Consider the following 19,179-nt stretch of genomic DNA (forward strand, 5'->3'; position numbering starts at 1 on the left):
GTTGCTGAGCACAATGCTGCATCGTTATTGCTTTCGATTGCTCGTGGGCATGGCTTTAATGACGCCAACAAAAGGACTTCAGCTGCGGCGGCTATGGTGTTTCTTGATATGAACGGCTCAACAATCACACCGTCCGACGGTTTTGCTGATTTCGTCGTAACGGCTGCACAAGGGCTTCACGATGTGCATGCCGTAGCCGAGGAATTGAAAAAACGCTCACAGTAGAAGGCGCTCATCTTTTATGGCTGGGGGTCACCCAGAGGCTAATTTTTTAGCCATTTTCCGGTCAATGTAGTACCGAGACAAAACGTCATCAACCATGCAATGAGCATGTCTCGTGAATAGAGAATGACGTCGCTGAATCCATACATCACCAACGCAAAAAGCAACGCGGCTGATAAATGGCTGCGTAAAATGAAAAAAGAAAAATAGAGTAGGGCGGCATACAGTGCGACGAGCAACAATGCGCCAGGTAAGCCTTTTAGTGAAAAGGCATCGATCACTTCATTGTGAAGATGGACGTTCAAATAGGCGACTGCACCGCTTAAAACGGGCTTTTGTTCTGCTAATGCCGTCACCCGTTCTGAACGCTGTTCGGCTGATTGCCCGAATAGTGCATCTTCTCCTACTTCAATCCCCGATTGATACATGGCAAGACGTGCGCCAACGGACGTTTTACTGTTATTCATACTGTAATTGCGCATATCGTTCAGTAGATCGTTGGTACGCTTGTGAATCGTGTCATGAAAGAGCAGCGAACATAGCAGAATGGTCATGACTGAACCCAAAAATGCTTTTATCAGTAAACGTTTATTGTGGCGTACTTCAGATAAGAGAATCATCGCTCCGACAAGGGGATAAACGAAAATGGCCGCTCGTGTCTCGGTCAAAATGATCGCGATGGTAAAAAGTAGAAAGTGGATGAGATAGTAGTAGTACTTATATCGTGAGCCGAGTTTCAGCAATGCTTGTGCGCTGAGCGCACCAATGAATGTCATAAAGTAGGCGGCGCTGGTGGCGGTACCAAATACCAGTGCGATGCGGTGTGTGTTGCCGAATAATGACTGATAGAACGCATAGCCTAGCGTCAGTACGCAGATTGCCATAATACAAGGAAGCTGGAATGGCTGTTGTTTTTGAGAGAGATGCAGTGTCGCCAGCAAGATAAATGCAGCAAGAATGCCGGCATGGGCAGACGTTTGGTAAGCATTATAAATGTAAGGGAAGAGACTATCTGGCTGATAGTATTGGTGGTACCAGATAAGGTTGGTTAAGCCAATAGCCAGGAAACATAGCGGGAGCACCAGAAGCCGTTTCGTCGCCACCATGGTTTTCAGGTGAGTCATCACGTAAAAAACGGATAGCGATCCGGTTAAATAATAAATCCATCCTGCGATAATGGTGCTGAAGGGCATCACGCCGAGCGTGAGTAAACAACCGGGAAATATCGTATAACGTGCAAGTGCCGTACTGATGCCGGAAGATTTTTCCAGCTCATATCTTAATTCATTAACCATGCGATTGTTCAAATAGTAGGAGAGTCGGATGGCTCGCCAGATGCCGTTAATTCTATCATTTGAGATAACTTTTGATGGACTTCTTCAGCCGTAATCGTCGTCATTTGCCGCTTTTCAGACAGTTCCGCGATCTGGTTTAGTCCATAGCCGCCAATTAACCCCGGATCGGTGGGGCCATATAGTGTGAGATTAGGACGATCCAGTGCGGCGGTGAGGTGACTTAGCCCCGTATCGACAGAGACGACGGCACTTGCGCCAGCCAACACTTCAGCCACCTGTTGCAGCGTTAAACGTGGTAAGACCTCGACGTGAGAAAAGCCTTCAGCCAGTCGTAATGCCCGCTGGTGCTCATGCTCGGCTCCCCAAGGGAGTTTGATGTTTAACCCGCGCTCTGCCAGCAGCGCAATCAATTCGCGCCAGTGCGTCTCCGGCCAGTGTTTTTCATCCCGCGTCGTGGCATGCAGGAAGACCAGATACGGCGTCGCATCGGCAGGATGTTGAGCGACGAAATGTGATGCAATGGCATAATCCCCGCGTTCGGTGGGGTGTTTATAACGCAGGCTTGCGGCGAAAAGCGCTCTCACACGCTCAACCGCGTGTTGCTGGCGACTAACATGATGGCGATAGTTATAGAACCAGCTTGCCAAGGGTTCACGGGCACTCTTGCAATCCAGCCCATGTTTTTTCCCACGAGCAAGTCGGGTAACCAATGCTGCGCTTTTTATCAGCCCTTGCGCATCAATCACTGCATCGTAGCGGAATTCACGCAACTGTTGCTTGAAGATTGCTCGTTCCTGACGCGTTTTTGAACTAAACCAGCTTTTCCTCCAGCGTCGGATTGCCACAGGGATCACGCGCGATACCGCCGGATGCCAACTGGGAATTTGCGCAAACCCTTCTTCTACCACCCAGTCGAATTGGATACCGGGAATGATCATCATGGCATCCGTTAAGGCAGGTAAAGTGTGAAGCACGTCGCCCATTGACGACGTTTTGATGACCAATACCCTCATGCGCTTTCTCCCGGCGTCATCAGGTATTTTTCCAACGCCGCGAGCACCTGCTTAGGCTGAATGTCGATAAGGCTCTGATGATAACCTTGTTCGGCGTCACCTTTGCGTACCCGCTGATAGCCGGTAATCAGTCGGATCACGTCTGCCTGATGAGAGAGCGGTGGGGTAAAATCGGGGCTGCTTGGGCCATAAAGGGCGACCAGCGGACGGTTGAGTGCCGCCGCAACGTGCATCAGCCCAGAGTCATTGCTGACGATGGCATGACAAGCGGCAATCAGCACGACAGCTTGTTCCAGAGACGTTTGTCCTGCCAGATTAGCGCAATATTGCCGTGCCTCTTCTGTTAGATTTTGCAGGATATCATCACCCGCTGCGCGATCTTTCGCAGAGCCAAACAGCGCGATCTGGTAACCACGTTCAATCAAGGTTTGTGCCAGCGAAGCATAGTGATAATGCGGCCAGCGTTTGGCAGGACCAAATTCGGCTCCAGGACAAAAACCGATGATCGGGCGTGCATCGCTGAGCGTAAAGGTTTGCGTCATTGCCGCGATTTCAGAGGGATCAACCTGTAACTGTGGCCACAATAGTGGCTGAGGTAAATCCTCTGCTCGACGGATACGGTGACGATCATAGGCTAGCGCGGCGTAGCGCTGCACCATCAGCGGAAACGCTGCTTTATCCAACACGCGTAAGTCATTCAGCAGTCCGTAGCGCATTTCACCGCGCCAGCCGATGCGTTGTGGAATATTGGCAAAGAAAGGGACCAGAGCGGATTTGAAAGAGTTGGGCAGCACGTAAGCACGATCATAACCGGCGTCGCGCAGTGAGACACCAAGACGACGACGTTCACCCAGCGCCAGCGCACCGTGGCCTAGCGGCATCGCCAATGCTTGATTAATCTCCGGCATCCGAGCCAATAACGGACGGCACCATGCGGGTGCCATCACGTCAATTACTGCGTCCGGGCGTTCAGCCTTCAAGGTGCGATAAAGGCTGTGCGACATCATCATATCGCCTACCCATGAAGGGCCGATGACCAAAATTTTCATACCGCTTATGAATCCTTATCCGATTAAACGGTACGATTAAGCCATGCCATATATTCGGTAACGCCTTCGGCAACCGTTTTAAAGGGTTTATCGTAACCAGCTGCGCGTAGATTGGTCAGATCCGCTTGCGTATAAGCTTGATAGCGTCCTTTCAGCTTGGCCGGGAATTCGATGTATTCCACACTGTCTTTTTTATGGAACGCTAATGTGGCGTCAGCGACGGCCTGGAAGGATTCTGCACGACCCGTACCACAATTGAAGATGCCGGACACGCCGTTCTGCCAGAACCACAGATTAACGGCGGCAACATCGCCGACGTAAACGAAATCGCGTTTAAAGTTCTCGCTACCGGAGAACAGCTTCGGATTTTCGCCCTGATTAATCTGATTGTTTAGATGGAACGCTACGCTCGCCATGCTGCCTTTGTGACCCTCACGTGGGCCGTAAACATTGAAATAGCGGAAGCCGCAAATTTGGGAATCGGCTTCTGGCAGAATTTCGCGCACGTATTGATCGAACAGAAATTTAGAATAGCCGTAGACGTTCAGCGGTTGCTCATATTGACGTTCTTCTACGAAGTGATCGTTACGGCCACCGTAGGTCGCGGCGGAAGAGGCGTACAGAAAGGGGATGCTGCGATCGAGGCAATAATGCAGGACATCTTTGGAATATTGATAGTTATTATCCATCATATATTTGCCATCCCACTCGGTGGTCGATGAGCAGGCACCTTCATGGAATATGGCCTCAATATCGCCTAGGTCATCGCCAGCGACGATACTGGCGATAAAGTCTTCCTTATCCATGTAATCGGTAATATCCAGATCCACCAGATTGACGAATTTTGTCCCGTCTTTCAGGTTATCCACCACCAAAATGTCCCGATGGCCAATGTCATTCAGCACTTTTACGATATTGCTGCCGATAAAACCAGCACCGCCAGTAACGATAATCATGGGATCTACCCTTGTTAATCTTGTCGGTGAGGCACCGTGCCCCACACTCTCTATGACCGCTATAATAGCATTTCATTACATCGATGTGATACCGCTCCCCTATTGCAGCTTACCAGCTATCGCCCCCGATATCGTGGGAACTATAATCGTAGCTATCCACATCCGAATAGACAGACGAGCTGGTCACGATAACACTAAGTCCACTGAGGCTTTGCCAGGTATATGGAACAGAATCTGAAGGAGGTTTCCCGATATCGTTCAGTTGGTTCAATAATCTATCTGCCACTGGCTGACGCATGTTCAACGCTAACATATACGGTAGCAGACGTGCGTCATCACCCGGAATCAGGCGAGATGACGGTGGAATGTCTCCGCTATCTTCCATCTGTTTGATTAGTCCTCGAACCTGAGCCAGCATATTCTCACCGTCCTGCGTGTAGCGTGGCTGTGCAATATGATAAGTGATCAGTAAATATAGCGGTGCCAGAACGACACTCAGTATACCCGCAGGCATCTGAATAATCAGATTACCTATAAAACTAAAAGCAATGAGTATCGTTAGTGCCATATGGATTGGTAGCGTTTGTCTGATGATAACGTAAAGTGGATATTGGTGTTTGGCCTGTCGGGTTTTGTTCAGTCGATGCTCTAGGAACATGAATAAAATAAAGAATAACAACAGTGCCGAGATAGGGGAGAATAAGACAACTAATACAAATGATGAAGTACTCAGATACGAATAACAAAATAACAGCGGGATGAATGCGGTCAGCACTGCCCAAAGAGTAATATTGTGAACAGGGTAGAATAGATCCTGTTGGCATCGTTGCCGATAGTATTGATCCATTTCCTGGCGGACTGCCACGAGTGCTGGTTGGTGTGTTTTCGTCAATGCAAGCCTATTTGTATCGGTTTGCTGTCGCAACATTCGCCAGAATTGCTGAGCTGAAGATGGTAAGTGAGTGAGATTAATGTCCTCATCTGACGATAATACTAATGCTTGGCTTTGATCTGTTCCTCGTTCATTATTTCCCTGATCCCAATGTATTAATCCTCGTTCTATTAAATACAGAATGTCCCCGGCAAAGCCATGATCGGTCATATTGCGGTGCATCAGGTAGCTTGCTAATCCAGGGGTGACCTCTGTCGGCAGTGGAGTGTTATATACCGAAGGCCGGTGTATATTTGGGATTGGATAACGCCATGGCCGATAAATCAATGTATAGACGAGTAATAACATAAATGGTAGCCAGAGATATAATGTATTCAGTTCTGGTAGTAGGCCATGCCAGAAGGGTTCTAGGATGGGCAACGCAGAAAAGAGCGATGCTTTCATATCAAACGCAGGGCTATTAGGCAGTACGTTGTCAGGCCAGACAAGGTGTACATAAAAGTTACGATACGGAGCAATAGGCGTTTGCGTAACCAGTGTGCCGTCTTCTTCCATAGATACAGGGATACGCTCACCCGCCAGGGATATGTCAGCCCTGAGCACTGTAACGCGGGTATCGTTTTTCCCAGTATCTTGTTTGTCTTCATTGGGTAAATGGAACTGAAAAATTGCTTTATTGATAATAAATGGCCAACCGCTACCGATTACATTCCAACGTAATTCATCCTGTCCGTTTCGCCGCAGCCGCATATCGTTTACTTCATAGCGAATAACATAGTGATGTTTGCCTTCTGACAATAAATGTTTGCTCTTTCCAATACGCCATGTAAGGGTGTCATTCTTCCTGATTGTGCTGTAATCCTCGGGCTGGTTGTCACGCATGATATCTATCAGTCGATAGTTAGCCAGATGCCGTTTGCCACCAGTATCGAACCAATAGCGTGGCAGTGTTCGTGAGATGCCGTGTACCTCACCGCTGTTTTGGATGTGTAAAGATTCTGTGATCAGCATGCGCCCATCATCTTGCATATCTATGCGCACTGCATAAAGGTCGATCTGTTTAATGCTCGCTTTGCTGAGACAAGGCATGAATAAGCCGAGTAATAAAACAAGACAGAAGATATAGATATGTATTGGCTGACGGATTGGGGAAACCACAGGGAGAATAAGCATGTACCACATTCCTTTGTGAATCATTGTGTCTAAAAAATAGACAGATAACAATAAGCGAATAGTCGACAGCCTGACTACACTTTGATACCACTATAATATTAATAAAGTCAGTTAATTAGCTAAACTGGTTTAGCCTTTAATGTGGTGTTTTGCACGGCGCGATCCAAGTCTGCCATTGGTGTTTAATAAACGAGACAGCGGCGCTTTCGCGAATGCTGTCGCTCGCCAGTTTGATGAAGACATCATTTTTGATTGGTTTCGGCGGGTGTTTAGCCAGACACTGTTTGATGCCTTTAAAGGGGCGATCGCCGCTAAATGGGTTACGTGGCTTGGTCTGCGTTGGTTTTTCGGACGGCGGCATGACGTCATGGCGTTGCGTCGGTTCGTTCAACAATTGGCTAGGGCGTACCAGCACGATGTCGGACTCCAGCGTCGGGAGCATCTGTTGCAACACCTTGATGGTAGAAGGATGGGGATGACCAATAGCGATGGCTGAACCGCTGCGACGTGCTATTTGAACGGCACGGTTGAATTGTTTACGAATATCGGCTTCGTTTTGGGTGTCATCCAGAAACACTTTGCGTTTGATGACGCTGACGCCTGTGCCTTCCGCCGCCTGGCTGGCTTTACTGCTGCCAATGGTCATACTGTCGAGGAAATACAACTGGTAGGCGCTTAATGCCTGCATCACTTTTTGCATGCCGGGCAGGCTCGCAGTCATGGCGCTGCCCATGTGATTATTCAGCCCTATCGCATAAGGCACATTGTTGACCGACTGGCGGATAATCCGTTGGATTTCTTCACTGGTCATGTCTGGGCGCAGTGTGTCACGCTCTAGGGGTTGCTTACTCATCGGTGCCATCGGCAGATGAATCAGCACCTCTCTGCCCTGATGATGTGCTTTGGTCGCCATTTCACGAGCGTAAGGGGCATTAGGTAAGACGGCGACTGAAATAGCCGTTGGCATCGCCAGTATCTGGTTTTCATTATGAGGGCGATAGCCAAAGTCATCGATAACAATGGCGAGTTTTCCGGCGAGTGCGACGGGAACAAATGTCAGCAGCCCGATAAAATACAGAGAGTAAAGTTTACAATAAGACAAGGCTACCTTCCCAGCCAAGGTTGTGGATTGACGGCCTGACCCTGGCGACGAATTTCAAAGTAAAGCGCAGGCTGGCTTTGCCCACCGCTGGTGCCGACGAGTGCAATGGGCTGACCTGCTTTTACCTGTGCCCCGACCGACACCAGCGCACTTTGGTTATAACCATACAAGCTCATATCGCCTTTACCATGCTGGACCACAACCACCAGGCCATAGCCCTGCAACCAGTCAGCCATCAACACGTTTCCGTCGGCGATGGCTTTAACTTCAGTGCCTTCCGGTGCAGCAATGACCATGCCTTTCCAGCGTAATTCCCCCTGCAACGGCTCACCAAAACGATGTTCAATACGCCCTCGAACCGGCCAGACGGCTTGCGCTGATGGACGACCGAGGCCGCCAGTTCGCGCCATCAGAGAACGTTCGTTTTCCGTTGGTTTGTAACGACTACCGCTACGTTTGGCCTGTTCTTCTTTCGCCCGTACTTTTGCGGCTTCACGCGCTTCCCGCTCGGCTCTGGCTTTAGCCTCGCGTTCTGCTCGTGCGATTTGATCGCGGAGGCGCGCCTCGTTCTGGCGAAGTTCAGTTAGCTGTTGCTGATCTTTTTCTAACGAACTTTCAAGTGTTGAAAGAGTTTTCTTACGTTCGGATTGCGCCTGTTCCAACTGTTTTTGCTGTTGTTGCTGATCGTTTAGCAACGTTTTCTGCCGGGACTGCTTTTGTTCCAGTTGTTTTCTTTGGCTAGCGAGTTCACTGCGCGTTTGCTGTAGTTCCTGGATAGATTTTTGTCGCGCTTCGTTGAGATAGCCGAAATAGGCGAGAATACGTTCGCCACGCTGGCTTTCTTCGCCGCTTAGGATCAACTGCAATGCACTGTGTTGTCCTTGACGAAATGCGGCATCCAACTGACGTGAGAGAATCGTTTGCTGTGTGCTCTGCTGTGTTTGCAATTTGGTGATGGACGCACTCAATGCACTCAGTTCTTGTCCTAGTACGGACAACGTACTGCGAGTTTCATGAAGCTGGCGGCTGGATTGTGCGATAGATTGTTCTTGCTTCTTCAACTGTTGAACGAGCGAACCGCGCTGTTTCTGTTGTTGTTGAACTTGTTTTTCTTTCTCGGCGATATCCTGTTGCAATGTTTTAAGCTGTTGCTGATTGTCCGCGCTTTGGCTGATGGCAGGCAACAGCAAAACGCCGACGCAAAGCGCGTTGGCGCATTGAGCGAACAGCTTTTGTAATGCAGACGAGCGGTGGTTGGCACGATATGCCACGCTTGGCTGAACAGATAACGCTTTTTTACTCATAACGATGGATTATTCCACGATGAACAGCGGCTTGCCAATCGTCTCTTGTCGGATTTCTATTTCCAGACGTGACAAGAGTGACACGGAATTTATCAATAATAGCTAAATGAGAACATATACACATAGAATGATCGAATTGCCTAATTTGCGCCGAGATTTTTTGTGGTGACGCCCCTTACTGGCCGTCGCTGATGCGACATTAACGATTTCTTCTGGAAATTTTTTTTGTATCACGCCGCAGATTCGGTACGCTATCTTGGCCTACTAGCTGTAATTGACGTATCACGCAGGTATACTCAGGAACCTTATATTTTTATCGCTTAACTGATTCGGGAGTCGTTACACCCCATGCAAGAGATTATGCCGTTCATTAGCAACCATCCTATATTGAGTATGGCTTGGGTTGCCCTGTTGGTCGCTGTCATTGTGCTTACTGTGAAGAGCAAATTGTCTAAAGTAAAAGAAGTGGTTCGCAGCGAAGCGATCCAACTGATCAACAAAGAAGATGCCGTGGTTGTCGATACCCGTAATCGTGACGATTACCGCCGAGGTCATATTGCCAACGCATTTAACCTGCTACCCAATGACATTAAAAATGGCAGCGTAGGTGAGCTGGAAAAGCATAAATCTCAGCCTGTTATCGTGGTTTGCGCCAATGGTATGTCATCGCGCGAAGCGGCAGAGAATCTGTTGAAAGCTGGGTTTGAACGGGTTGTCGTGTTGAAAGACGGCCTTGCAGGCTGGAGCGGTGAAAATCTGCCTCTGGTGCGTGGTAAATAAGAGGGCTTGCGAGAAATTATTTCTCGGGAGGCCAATGTCATACGGACGTCCGTTCCTTCAGTGACGAGGGAATACGTCAGGGAAATCTAACATAAAGGTATTATTTAACATGTCTGAACAAAACAACGCTGAAATGTCTTTCCAAATCCAACGTATCTACACCAAGGATATTTCTTTCGAAGCGCCGAACGCACCACAGGTATTCCAGCAGGAATGGCAGCCAGAAGTAAAACTGGATCTGGATACCGCTTCCAGCCAACTGGCTGATGATATTTATGAAGTGGTGCTGCGTGTTACCGTGACCGCGTCTTTAGGTGAAGAAACAGCATTTTTGTGTGAAGTTCAGCAGGGTGGTATTTTTACCGTTGGTGGTCTTGAAGGCACACAATTGGCGCATTGTCTGGGGGCTTATTGCCCGAACATCCTGTTCCCTTATGCGCGTGAATGCATTACCAGCCTGGTATCTCGCGGAACCTTCCCGCAGTTAAATCTGGCTCCGGTAAACTTTGATGCGTTGTTCATGAATTATTTACAACAGCAGACCGACGGCGAAGGTGCGGCTGCTTCTCAGGATGCCTGATGAACGCGCTTGACGCTTCCATGACTGTCATCGGTGCCGGTTCATACGGCACCGCATTAGCCATCACATTGGCGCGTAACGGCCATCGCGTTGTGCTTTGGGGACATAGCCCTGAACATATCCGAACGTTACAGGCGGCTCGTTGTAATCAAGCCTTTTTGCCTGATGTTCCGTTTCCTGAGACGCTGGAATTGGAAACCGATCTGGCGCGGGCGTTAGCGGCGAGTAAAAATGTGCTGGTAGTGGTGCCCAGCCATGTTTTTGGTGATGTACTCCGTCAGATCAAGCCTCACTTGCGTGCGGATGCCCGTATTGTATGGGCGACGAAAGGTCTGGAAGCGGAAACCGGGCGTTTGCTACAGGATGTGGCGCGTGATGCGCTAGGTGAATCTATTCCCCTTGCGGTGGTTTCCGGCCCGACGTTTGCGAAAGAATTGGCGGCGGGTTTGCCAACTGCGATTGCTCTGGCCGCAACGGATAGTGATTTTGCTGATGATCTTCAGCGTCTTCTCCACTGCGGTAAAAGTTTCCGGGTGTATAGCAACCCGGATTTTATCGGTGTACAGCTTGGTGGAGCGGTAAAGAATGTGATTGCGATCGGTGCCGGAATGTCTGATGGTATCGGTTTTGGCGCGAATGCCCGCACCGCGCTGATTACGCGCGGCTTGGCTGAGATGACTCGACTCGGCGTTGCGCTGGGGGCCGATCCTTCAACCTTCATGGGGATGGCTGGCCTGGGCGATCTGGTTCTGACGTGTACGGATAACCAATCGCGTAACCGGCGTTTCGGTATGATGTTGGGGCAAGGGATGGGAGTAGAGGAAGCGCAGGGGACGATTGGGCAGGTTGTTGAAGGATACCGCAATACGAAGGAAGTCTTGGCGTTGGCACAGCGCTACGGCGTTGAAATGCCGATTACCGAGCAACTGTGGCAAGTGTTGTATTGTGGTAAAGATGCGCGTGATGCAGCCTTAAGTTTGTTGGGACGTACGAGTAAAGACGAAAGCGCTCGATTATAATCACTTCATATTCTTCCGCGCATTTTGGGTGCAAGGGGATCATCATGCCTTTTGTTTATTGGTAACAACAGAAGTTTTCCCATAATAAAAATTGAGTTGCGATGTGTGGGTTGTGGAGAGTCATGCAATGTCGATAGAAGAGCTGGAACTGGTCTGGAAAAATATTAAGGTCGAAGCGCGCAAGCTTGCAGATTGTGAACCTATGCTGGCCAGCTTTTTCCACGCCACATTACTCAAACATGAAAATCTGGGCAGTGCGCTGAGTTACATGTTAGCGAATAAGTTGGCGAATCCGATTATGCCTGCGATTGCGATCCGAGAGGTTGCAGAAGAAGCCTATCATGCTGACCCGCATATGATTGTATCGGCAGCGCGTGATATTCAGGCTGTTTGCCTGCGAGACCCGGCGGTAGATAAATATTCGACCCCATTGCTGTATCTGAAGGGATTTCACGCATTACAGGCCTACCGTATTGGGCACTGGCTTTGGTTACAGGACCGCAAGGCGCTCGCTATCTATTTTCAAAATCAGATTTCCGTTTCATTTGGTGTCGATATTCACCCTGCGGCCACGATTGGCTGTGGGATCATGCTCGATCACGCGACAGGTATTGTGATCGGGGAAACCGCCGTCGTGGAAAATGATGTCTCTATTTTGCAGTCCGTTACGCTTGGTGGTACGGGCAAGACCAGCGGCGATCGCCATCCAAAGATCCGGGAAGGCGTGATGATCGGTGCGGGAGCCAAGATTCTGGGAAATATCGAAGTGGGGCGCGGTGCCAAAATTGGTGCTGGGTCGGTGGTGTTGCAACCCGTACCGCCGCATACTACGGCGGCTGGCGTTCCGGCTCGTATTGTTGGGCGACCAGAAACGGATAAACCAGCCATGGATATGGATCAGTACTTTAACGGTATCAACCGTGGTTTCGAATATGGCGATGGTATTTAGTACTGTTCAACTAATATTGTAAACGGTGTCATAATGACTTATTGATGATATTTGGAAAGCCATTTCAGATTATCCCTATACTGAATATGCATGGATGAAACTGATAATTATTATTGCAATCTTAATCATCCTAGCTATATGCTATTTTATATAAGGGATTAATCTTGAAACGCACAACATTACTCATCATTTCTGCCGCGCTTATGCTCTCTGGCTGTGCTTCTATCCTTCCTGAAATATCCCCCCTCTCAACTCAGGAAACTTCAGTGACTCAGCAATCCATCGTTGATGGCAAAACGACGATACAAGAACTCACGGAAAAATACGGAGAGAATACTGGCAAGGCTCCACTTGTCAGCGGGAAGAACGTGCTCTATTGGGTAAAAAACAAGTCTGAATTTGGCTATAATGCGGTTGCCGTCACTCGGCTCAGTGTGCTCGAAGAAAATGGCATAGTAAAAAGGCATGCGATTATTCGCCATGATCACAAATATCGTAATGATTTTCTGGGGAATACGACACAAGATGATATTTCCAAGACCATAAAAGAGGGTGTCACGACAGAAAGTAGTGTTGAAGCGAAATATGGAGAACCATACGAATACTCATTTAATGATGATGGGGATCGCATAATGGTTTATGTCTGGAATAATATTTCAAATGATACATCCAGAATGGTTCCGATATTGGGTGAACTATCTGGGACGCAATCGGGCAGTGTCCGTTCGCTCCTTGTGACCCTGAATATTGATAATACGGTTAAATCCTGGGTGCTGAATTCAAAAGCGGTAAAACGTGGCGTTGGGGCGTTGAATGCTTCTGCCTTTGAGGAAGTCAAAGAACGCTAGTCTTGTGGTATTCGATTTAATATTCTTCTTTCTTATGGCCATGCCTGCACAAGCAGGTATGTGCCCGAATCCCTATTGTATGTGCTTGCCGTCTACATATTGATATTTTTTCATCATGAATGGCGGATGAGGTTCAGTGTAACACTGTCAGTTGACATTTCGTGATGGAAAAAAGGTGCTACCCCGGTTTTCTACTGGTTTCTGGCGCATCAACGCCGATAGACAAGGTGGTTTTTTGTCATTCTGGCTAAGATATATCTTAAAGATTGTCTGCAATATCAATCTATTTAACCACGATTGTCATTCATGCCTTCATAATGCACAACTTTAATTGCTAGCCCGTATAGGCAGATTACGTGAACTAAACTATATATTTTGGTAACGATCAGAATAGCTTTGTCTGGATCACCTTTTTTTGAATGGAATCGTGACGCTGTTACAGAGAACTTTATATGCATTTGAAGCGAACTTTAATCACGCTGAGTTTGATTACACCAACCGTTGTCCCTTTTTTGAGCTACGCAGCAGAAAGCGTAAATAACACGAGCAGCATGGAAAACCCTGTATCTGTCTCGGCGGATTCTACTGATTTTGCGTCGAATAAGCAGGATGAAAGCTGGTGGCAGAGAAGTAAAAATAACCTGTCTACGACCTGGAATGAACCACAGAGTCATGATATTTATATCCCTGCTATCACGTGGCATAACCGCTGGACGTACGATAAAGATAAGACAGACAAATATAATGAAAGGCCATGGGGTGCGGGCTATGGCGTTTCTCGTCTGGATAAAGATGGGGATTGGCACGGGCTTTATATTATGGCGTTCAAAGACTCTTATAACAAATGGGAGCCTATCGGCGGTTACGGTTATGAAAAGCGCTGGCGGCCAACTCGCGATCAAGATTTTCAATTGGGTTTGGGGTTTACGGCTGGTGCAACGATGCGTGATAACTGGAAATATATTCCGATTCCGGTACTGTTGCCATTAGCATCAATAAGTTATAACAAACTCTCTTTCCAGGCGACTTACATCCCTGGAACATACAATAACGGTAATGTTTTCTTTGCTTGGTTTAGATGGCAGATTTAATTCTTAGGCTACGCGCCTCTTTTATTTTACAAAAAAAGAGGCACTATTCTTTCGGTAACGGTAGATATTAATAGAATATATTTAACGACCCAGATACCATCTCAGTAGAAGTTATTTAACAGAGTATCTCTTGATTATTGCGTTTTTGTTTGTCTGTTTTTTAATCTAATGTAAACCGCATTGACTGAAACTCATTCAGTCATCTCCGCTACAATGGCGCTACTTTCTTCTCAGCGGGTGTTGTCGTGCCATTACTTACCATCACCACTATCTTGTGGGCATTTTCATTCAGCCTGATTGGCGAATATCTGGCGGGTCAGGTTGATAGCTGGTTTTCTGCGATGTTTCGTCTGACGGCGGCGGCAGTCGTGTTTTTGCCATTCTTACGCTTTCGGGGCTATGCGCCACGCGTCATTTTCTTGTATCTGTTAGTGGGCGCTTGCCAACTGGGTATTATGTACCTGTTCGTCTTTCAGGCTTACCTGTATCTGACCGTACCTGAGTTTTTACTCTTTACGGTGATGACGCCGCTGTACGTCACGCTGATTTATGATTTGCTTGCCCGGCAGCGTCTGCGCTGGGGCTATGTCATGAGTGCGTTGTTGGCAGTATTTGGCGCAGCCGTGATCCATTATCACGGTGTGAGTGAACATTTCTGGTGGGGATTCCTGCTGGTGCAGGCGGCTAACGTGTGTTTTGCCGCAGGTCAGGTTGGCTATAAGCGCCTGATGGAGATTCATCCGGTGCCGCAGCACTGTGCATTTTCCTGGTTTTATCTGGGTGCCGCGATCGTGACGATAACCGCGTGGCTGCTCTTCGGCAATCTGGATAAATTACCGACCACAACCTTGCAGTGGGGCGTACTGCTCTGGTTGGGGGTTGGCGCTTCCGGCCTGGGCTATTTTATGTGGAACTACGGCGCAACCCAGGTGGATGCCGGAACGCTTAGCATAATGAATAACTTTCACGTGCCGGCTGGGCTTTTGGTCAACTTTGCCATCTGGCATAAGACGCCAGACTGGTTGAGCTTTATTGTGGGGACGATGATTATTATGTCCTCGCTGTGGGTACACCGGCGTTGGGTCGTGAAGCGTCCTTCACAAACGGTAAGTGTTCACAAGCGTGCTGACGCGCCGAACGAATAAACGCATCAATCACCGGTTGGCGCTGTTCTCCATCGCGAACGGCAGCGTACAACCGGCTCCAAAGTCCATCACCCAGCGATTTAGTCACAATTAACCCCTGACGCTCGAAGCTTTCCACAACCCAGTGTGGTAGTGCGGCGATGCCCATACGGGCGGCGACCATCTGAATCAGCAGCAGCGTATTATCCACGCTTTTTAGCGCAGGGCTGACGCCTGCTGGTTGCAAAAAGTGACGCCAGACATCCAGTCGCTGTCGTTGTACCGGGTAGATCATCAGGGTTTCTGCGCTGAAATCTTCCGGTTCGATTTTTTCTTTGTTTGCCAGTGGATGCTCGGGAGCCAGCACTAGCCTGACTTCAAAATCAAACAGAGGCGAATAGTGCAGGCCGCTGCGCGGCATGATGTCGGAGGTCATGACCAGATCCAACTCGCCTTGCTGGAGGGCGGGTTGAGGGTCGAACGTCACGCCAGATTTAAAATCCATCACCACCTGTGGCCAATGGTGATGAAACTCGTCCAGCGCAGGCGTCAGCCATTGAATACAGCTGTGACACTCAATGGCCAGACGTAGGGTTGTTTGGTGCGGCTCATGACAGGCCTGCAACGCCTGCTGGATCTGTGGCAACACCTGCTCTGCCAACTGCAACAGAATTTCTCCCTGAGGCGTAAAGCGCAGCGGTTGGCTTTTACGCACGAATAGCCTGAATCCAAGGCGTTGTTCCAGATCGCTGAACTGGTGGGACAGTGCTGACTGCGTTTGATGAAGTACGGCAGCGGCGGCGGCTAGCGACCCGGTATTACGCAGGGCTTGTAATGTTCGCAGGTGTTTCAATTCGATCATGAGAGTCCTTCACAGTGACAGTGAATAAATTGCGCTTGTTATTAATACACTACCTGCGGATTATGGATGTGTAAACATCTGGACGGCTAAATGAGGAATTAATGATGGCGATTGTGAATCACACACTGGGTTTTCCGCGCGTTGGGCTACGCCGTGAACTGAAAAAAGCGCAGGAAAGCTACTGGGCAGGTAACACGACGCAGGAAGCGTTGCTGACCGTTGGACGTGAGTTGCGTGCACGTCACTGGCAACAACAAAAGGATGCTGGCGTTGATCTGCTGCCGGTGGGTGATTTTGCCTGGTACGACCATGTGCTGACCACCAGTCTGCTGCTGGGTAACGTACCGGCACGTCATCAGAATGAAGATGGCTCGGTCGATCTGGACACACTGTTCCGTATTGGCCGGGGACGTGCGCCAACGGGTCAACCGGCTGCGGCGGCAGAAATGACCAAGTGGTTTAATACGAACTATCACTACATGGTGCCAGAGTTCACCAAAGGGCAGCAGTTCAAGCTAACCTGGACGCAGTTGCTGGATGAGGTCGATGAAGCACTGGCGCTGGGCCATAACGTGAAGCCTGTTCTGTTAGGCCCGGTTACCTACCTGTGGTTGGGCAAAGTGAAAGGCGAGCAATTTGATCGTCTATCGCTGCTGCAAGACATTCTGCCGATTTATCAGCAGGTACTGGCGGAACTGGCGAAACGTGGCATTGAGTGGGTGCAGATTGATGAGCCTGCGCTGGCGCTGGAATTGCCGCAAGAATGGCTGGCTGCGTTTAAACCTGCTTACGACGCGCTGCAAGGTCAGGTGAAACTCCTGCTGACGACCTATTTCGATAGCGTTAGCCAGAATCTGGAAACGATCAAAGCGCTACCGGTTCAGGGGCTGCATATCGATCTGGTTCACGGTAAGGATGATGCCGCGACGTTGAGCGCTCAGTTGCCTGCTAGCTGGGTACTGTCTCTGGGGGTGATCAATGGCCGTAACGTCTGGCGTGCCGATCTGAGCAGTTGGTTCGAACGTCTGCAACCGCTGGTGGGGACGCGTGAATTGTGGCTGGGAAGCTCATGCTCACTGCTACATAGCCCGATCGATCTGAGCGTGGAAGTACGTCTGGATGATGAAGTGAAGAGCTGGTTTGCCTTTGCGATTCAGAAATGTGCGGAGCTGTCACTGCTGTCTCAGGCGCTGAATAGCGGCAACGGTCAGGCTCTGGAGGCCTACAGTGCGCCGATTCGTGCTCGCCGTACCTCGACGCGTGTGAATAATACCGCCGTTGCGCAGCGCTTAGCGGCTATCACCGCGCAGGACAGCCAGCGACAGAACGAGTATTCGGTTCGTGCGAAAGCTCAACGTGAACGTTTTAATCTGCCAGCATGGCCGACCACCACAATCGGCTCTTTCCCGCAAACTACGGAAATTCGTGGCCTGCGTCTGGATTTCAAGCAAGGTCGTCTGGATGGTAATAATTACCGTACCGGCATTGCCGAGCACATCAAGCAAGCCGTGGTTGAGCAGGAGCGTCTGGGTCTGGACGTGCTGGTGCACGGTGAAGCCGAACGTAACGACATGGTGGAATACTTCGGTGAGCACCTGGATGGATTTGTCTTTACCCAGAACGGCTGGGTGCAGAGCTACGGTTCGCGCTGTGTGAAGCCGCCGGTCATCATTGGTGATGTAAGCCGCCCAGAAGCGATCACCGTTGAGTGGGCGAAATACGCACAGTCTCTGACCGACAAGCCGATGAAGGGCATGCTGACAGGCCCGGTAACGATCCTGTGCTGGTCTTTCCCACGTGAGGACGTCACACGTGAAACCATTGCCAAGCAGATTGCATTAGCGCTGCGTGATGAAGTCGCAGATTTGGAAGCTGCAGGCATTGGCATCATCCAGATTGACGAACCGGCGCTGCGTGAAGGTCTGCCGCTGCATCGCTCCGATTGGGACGCTTATCTGGCTTGGGCAGTGGATGCCTTCCGTCTGAATGCCGCGGTGGCGAAAGATGATACGCAGATCCACACCCACATGTGTTATTGCGAGTTCAATGACATCATGGATTCTATCGCCGCGTTGGATGCCGACGTGATTACCATTGAAACCTCTCGCTCCGATATGGAATTGCTGGAGTCGTTTGAAGAATTCGAATATCCGAATGAAATCGGCCCGGGCGTTTATGATATTCACTCCCCGAACGTACCAAGCGTGGAATGGATGGAAGCCCTGTTGAAGAAAGCGGCACAGCGGATTCCAGCAGAGCGTCTGTGGGTGAACCCAGACTGCGGCTTGAAAACCCGTGGTTGGCCGGAAACACGTCAGGCTCTGGCGAATATGGTTCAGGCGGCGCAGCGTCTGCGTGAAACCCAGTAAAACATCATTGCTGATAATATCAGGGGGCGGTTGTCCCCTGATATTTTTACGTCTAGCAATATACCCGTTATACTTCAAGTTGCATGTGCGTTGGCTGCGCTCGTTACTCGGCTCATCCATGAGCCTCGCCCCGTTGGGGCCGCTGCAAGCCGCGTTCAAATCTGCTCCCGGCAGATTTGTCACCCGAATCACTTACTCAAGTAAGCTCATCGGGATTAAATGAGAAACATCCTGTTTCTCACCGGAGGCCAGCCGTTGGCTGGTCAAATTCGTTCCCGACGAATTTGTCCCTCACTTGCCGCGTTATTCGGCCTTATGGCCTCACCCCTTCGGGGCCAGCGCAAGCGCTGTTCAAAAACGCCTTGCCGTTTTTGTCCTGAAACTTGAATTATTTTGGGTATAGATAACACATGTATTATTCTTCCCTGCCTTTCTATTCTTTATTATTTCCACGCATTAAAATTCACGCTGTAATAAAGTCTCGATACTACATCCCTTATTTTTCTTTACTGGCTTCCTTCATTTTTCGCATTATTCAACATGATGAATTC

Annotated in this window: 16 protein-coding genes and 1 pseudogene; 9 read left to right on the forward strand and 8 right to left on the reverse strand. The window is 49.4% G+C overall.

Annotation, left to right across the window (positions count from 1 at the left end; genetic code table 11):
- Positions 1-21 precede the first annotated feature (21 nt).
- A pseudogene (locus ACKPVM_RS14125) lies at positions 22-225 on the forward strand (type II toxin-antitoxin system death-on-curing family toxin); the annotation flags it as partial.
- 38 nt (positions 226-263) lie between these two features.
- Here ACKPVM_RS14125 and ACKPVM_RS14130 read toward each other — a convergent pair.
- The 7 genes from ACKPVM_RS14130 to envC form a co-directional block, all read right to left on the reverse strand.
- Positions 264-1,517, reverse strand: a complete 1,254-nt coding sequence (locus ACKPVM_RS14130; RefSeq protein ID WP_409309920.1) for an O-antigen ligase family protein — start codon at positions 1,515-1,517, stop codon at positions 264-266.
- Between the two features lie 8 nt (positions 1,518-1,525).
- Positions 1,526-2,530: a lipopolysaccharide heptosyltransferase RfaC gene (gene rfaC / locus ACKPVM_RS14135; RefSeq protein ID WP_409309922.1), complete on the reverse strand. Its 1,005-nt coding sequence runs from the start codon at positions 2,528-2,530 to the stop codon at positions 1,526-1,528.
- A complete protein-coding gene (gene rfaF / locus ACKPVM_RS14140) occupies positions 2,527-3,579 on the reverse strand; it encodes an ADP-heptose--LPS heptosyltransferase RfaF (protein ID WP_409309924.1) in 1,053 nt (350 codons plus the stop codon). Before rfaF ends, rfaC begins: the two co-directional genes overlap by 4 nt.
- Positions 3,580-3,602: 23 nt before the next feature.
- Complete coding sequence (rfaD, locus tag ACKPVM_RS14145) at positions 3,603-4,535, reverse strand: ADP-glyceromanno-heptose 6-epimerase (RefSeq protein WP_409309926.1); 933 nt, start codon at positions 4,533-4,535, stop codon at positions 3,603-3,605.
- Between the two features lie 109 nt (positions 4,536-4,644).
- The gene (locus tag ACKPVM_RS14150; RefSeq protein WP_409309928.1) at positions 4,645-6,600 is read right to left on the reverse strand and encodes a DUF2207 domain-containing protein; all 1,956 of its coding nucleotides are present in this window, start codon (positions 6,598-6,600) and stop codon (positions 4,645-4,647) included.
- 136 nt (positions 6,601-6,736) lie between these two features.
- Positions 6,737-7,702 carry a divergent polysaccharide deacetylase family protein gene (locus tag ACKPVM_RS14155; RefSeq protein WP_409309929.1) on the reverse strand — a complete coding sequence of 322 codons (966 nt, stop codon included), beginning with the start codon at positions 7,700-7,702 and terminating at the stop codon, positions 6,737-6,739.
- A 2-nt stretch (positions 7,703-7,704) separates the two neighbouring features.
- On the reverse strand, positions 7,705-9,006 hold the full coding sequence (envC, locus tag ACKPVM_RS14160) for a murein hydrolase activator EnvC (RefSeq protein ID WP_409309930.1): 1,302 nt from the start codon (positions 9,004-9,006) through the stop codon (positions 7,705-7,707).
- Positions 9,007-9,354: 348 nt separating this feature from the next.
- Here envC and ACKPVM_RS14165 point away from each other — a divergent pair, with 348 nt between their 5' ends.
- The 7 genes from ACKPVM_RS14165 to ACKPVM_RS14195 all read left to right on the forward strand — a co-directional run bounded on the left by ACKPVM_RS14165 (position 9,355) and on the right by ACKPVM_RS14195 (position 15,418).
- Positions 9,355-9,786, forward strand: coding sequence for a rhodanese-like domain-containing protein (locus ACKPVM_RS14165; RefSeq protein WP_409309932.1), 432 nt, complete (start codon positions 9,355-9,357; stop codon positions 9,784-9,786).
- A 109-nt stretch (positions 9,787-9,895) separates the two neighbouring features.
- Positions 9,896-10,366, forward strand: coding sequence for a protein-export chaperone SecB (secB, locus tag ACKPVM_RS14170; RefSeq protein WP_409309933.1), 471 nt, complete (start codon positions 9,896-9,898; stop codon positions 10,364-10,366).
- Positions 10,366-11,385 carry an NAD(P)H-dependent glycerol-3-phosphate dehydrogenase gene (gene gpsA, locus ACKPVM_RS14175; RefSeq protein WP_409309935.1) on the forward strand — a complete coding sequence of 340 codons (1,020 nt, stop codon included), beginning with the start codon at positions 10,366-10,368 and terminating at the stop codon, positions 11,383-11,385. The genes secB and gpsA overlap by 1 nt, the downstream gene beginning before the upstream one ends.
- Before the next feature lie 127 nt (positions 11,386-11,512).
- Positions 11,513-12,334, forward strand: a complete 822-nt coding sequence (gene cysE / locus ACKPVM_RS14180) for a serine O-acetyltransferase (protein ID WP_409309937.1) — start codon at positions 11,513-11,515, stop codon at positions 12,332-12,334.
- A gap of 164 nt (positions 12,335-12,498) precedes the next feature.
- Positions 12,499-13,182 (forward strand): hypothetical protein, encoded by a 684-nt coding sequence (locus tag ACKPVM_RS14185; RefSeq protein ID WP_409309938.1) that lies wholly within the window; start codon positions 12,499-12,501, stop codon positions 13,180-13,182.
- Between the two features lie 452 nt (positions 13,183-13,634).
- Entirely contained in the window at positions 13,635-14,273 is a 639-nt protein-coding gene (pagP, locus tag ACKPVM_RS14190) for a lipid IV(A) palmitoyltransferase PagP (RefSeq protein ID WP_409309939.1), read from the forward strand.
- A gap of 245 nt (positions 14,274-14,518) precedes the next feature.
- A complete protein-coding gene (locus ACKPVM_RS14195; RefSeq protein WP_409309941.1) occupies positions 14,519-15,418 on the forward strand; it encodes a carboxylate/amino acid/amine transporter in 900 nt (299 codons plus the stop codon).
- Here ACKPVM_RS14195 and metR read toward each other — a convergent pair.
- Entirely contained in the window at positions 15,324-16,259 is a 936-nt protein-coding gene (gene metR / locus ACKPVM_RS14200) for an HTH-type transcriptional regulator MetR (RefSeq protein ID WP_409309943.1), read from the reverse strand. The two genes, ACKPVM_RS14195 and metR, sit on opposite strands and share 95 nt — an antisense overlap.
- Before the next feature lie 104 nt (positions 16,260-16,363).
- On the opposite strand from metR, the gene metE reads away from it, so the two are divergent.
- Positions 16,364-18,628 (forward strand): 5-methyltetrahydropteroyltriglutamate--homocysteine S-methyltransferase, encoded by a 2,265-nt coding sequence (gene metE / locus ACKPVM_RS14205; RefSeq protein WP_409310009.1) that lies wholly within the window; start codon positions 16,364-16,366, stop codon positions 18,626-18,628.
- Positions 18,629-19,179: the final 551 nt, after the last annotated feature.

This window comes from Pectobacterium hainanensis, from assembly GCF_046237015.1.
Taxonomy (GTDB): Bacteria; Pseudomonadota; Gammaproteobacteria; order Enterobacterales; family Enterobacteriaceae; genus JBJYIN01.

What these genes read in the sequence shown, in the direction of transcription:
- ACKPVM_RS14130 (WP_409309920.1), bottom strand. Translation starts at nt 1,517, where the DNA reads ATGGTTAATGAATTAAGATATGAGCTGGAAAAATCTTCCGGCATCAGT.
- rfaC (WP_409309922.1), bottom strand. Translation starts at nt 2,530, where the DNA reads ATGAGGGTATTGGTCATCAAAACGTCGTCAATGGGCGACGTGCTTCAC.
- rfaF (WP_409309924.1), bottom strand. Translation starts at nt 3,579, where the DNA reads ATGAAAATTTTGGTCATCGGCCCTTCATGGGTAGGCGATATGATGATG.
- rfaD (WP_409309926.1), bottom strand. Translation starts at nt 4,535, where the DNA reads ATGATTATCGTTACTGGCGGTGCTGGTTTTATCGGCAGCAATATCGTA.
- ACKPVM_RS14150 (WP_409309928.1), bottom strand. Translation starts at nt 6,600, where the DNA reads ATGCTTATTCTCCCTGTGGTTTCCCCAATCCGTCAGCCAATACATATC.
- envC (WP_409309930.1), bottom strand. Translation starts at nt 9,006, where the DNA reads ATGAGTAAAAAAGCGTTATCTGTTCAGCCAAGCGTGGCATATCGTGCC.
- ACKPVM_RS14165 (WP_409309932.1), top strand. Translation starts at nt 9,355, where the DNA reads ATGCAAGAGATTATGCCGTTCATTAGCAACCATCCTATATTGAGTATG.
- secB (WP_409309933.1), top strand. Translation starts at nt 9,896, where the DNA reads ATGTCTGAACAAAACAACGCTGAAATGTCTTTCCAAATCCAACGTATC.
- gpsA (WP_409309935.1), top strand. Translation starts at nt 10,366, where the DNA reads ATGAACGCGCTTGACGCTTCCATGACTGTCATCGGTGCCGGTTCATAC.
- cysE (WP_409309937.1), top strand. Translation starts at nt 11,513, where the DNA reads ATGTCGATAGAAGAGCTGGAACTGGTCTGGAAAAATATTAAGGTCGAA.
- pagP (WP_409309939.1), top strand. Translation starts at nt 13,635, where the DNA reads ATGCATTTGAAGCGAACTTTAATCACGCTGAGTTTGATTACACCAACC.
- metR (WP_409309943.1), bottom strand. Translation starts at nt 16,259, where the DNA reads ATGATCGAATTGAAACACCTGCGAACATTACAAGCCCTGCGTAATACC.
- metE (WP_409310009.1), top strand. Translation starts at nt 16,364, where the DNA reads ATGGCGATTGTGAATCACACACTGGGTTTTCCGCGCGTTGGGCTACGC.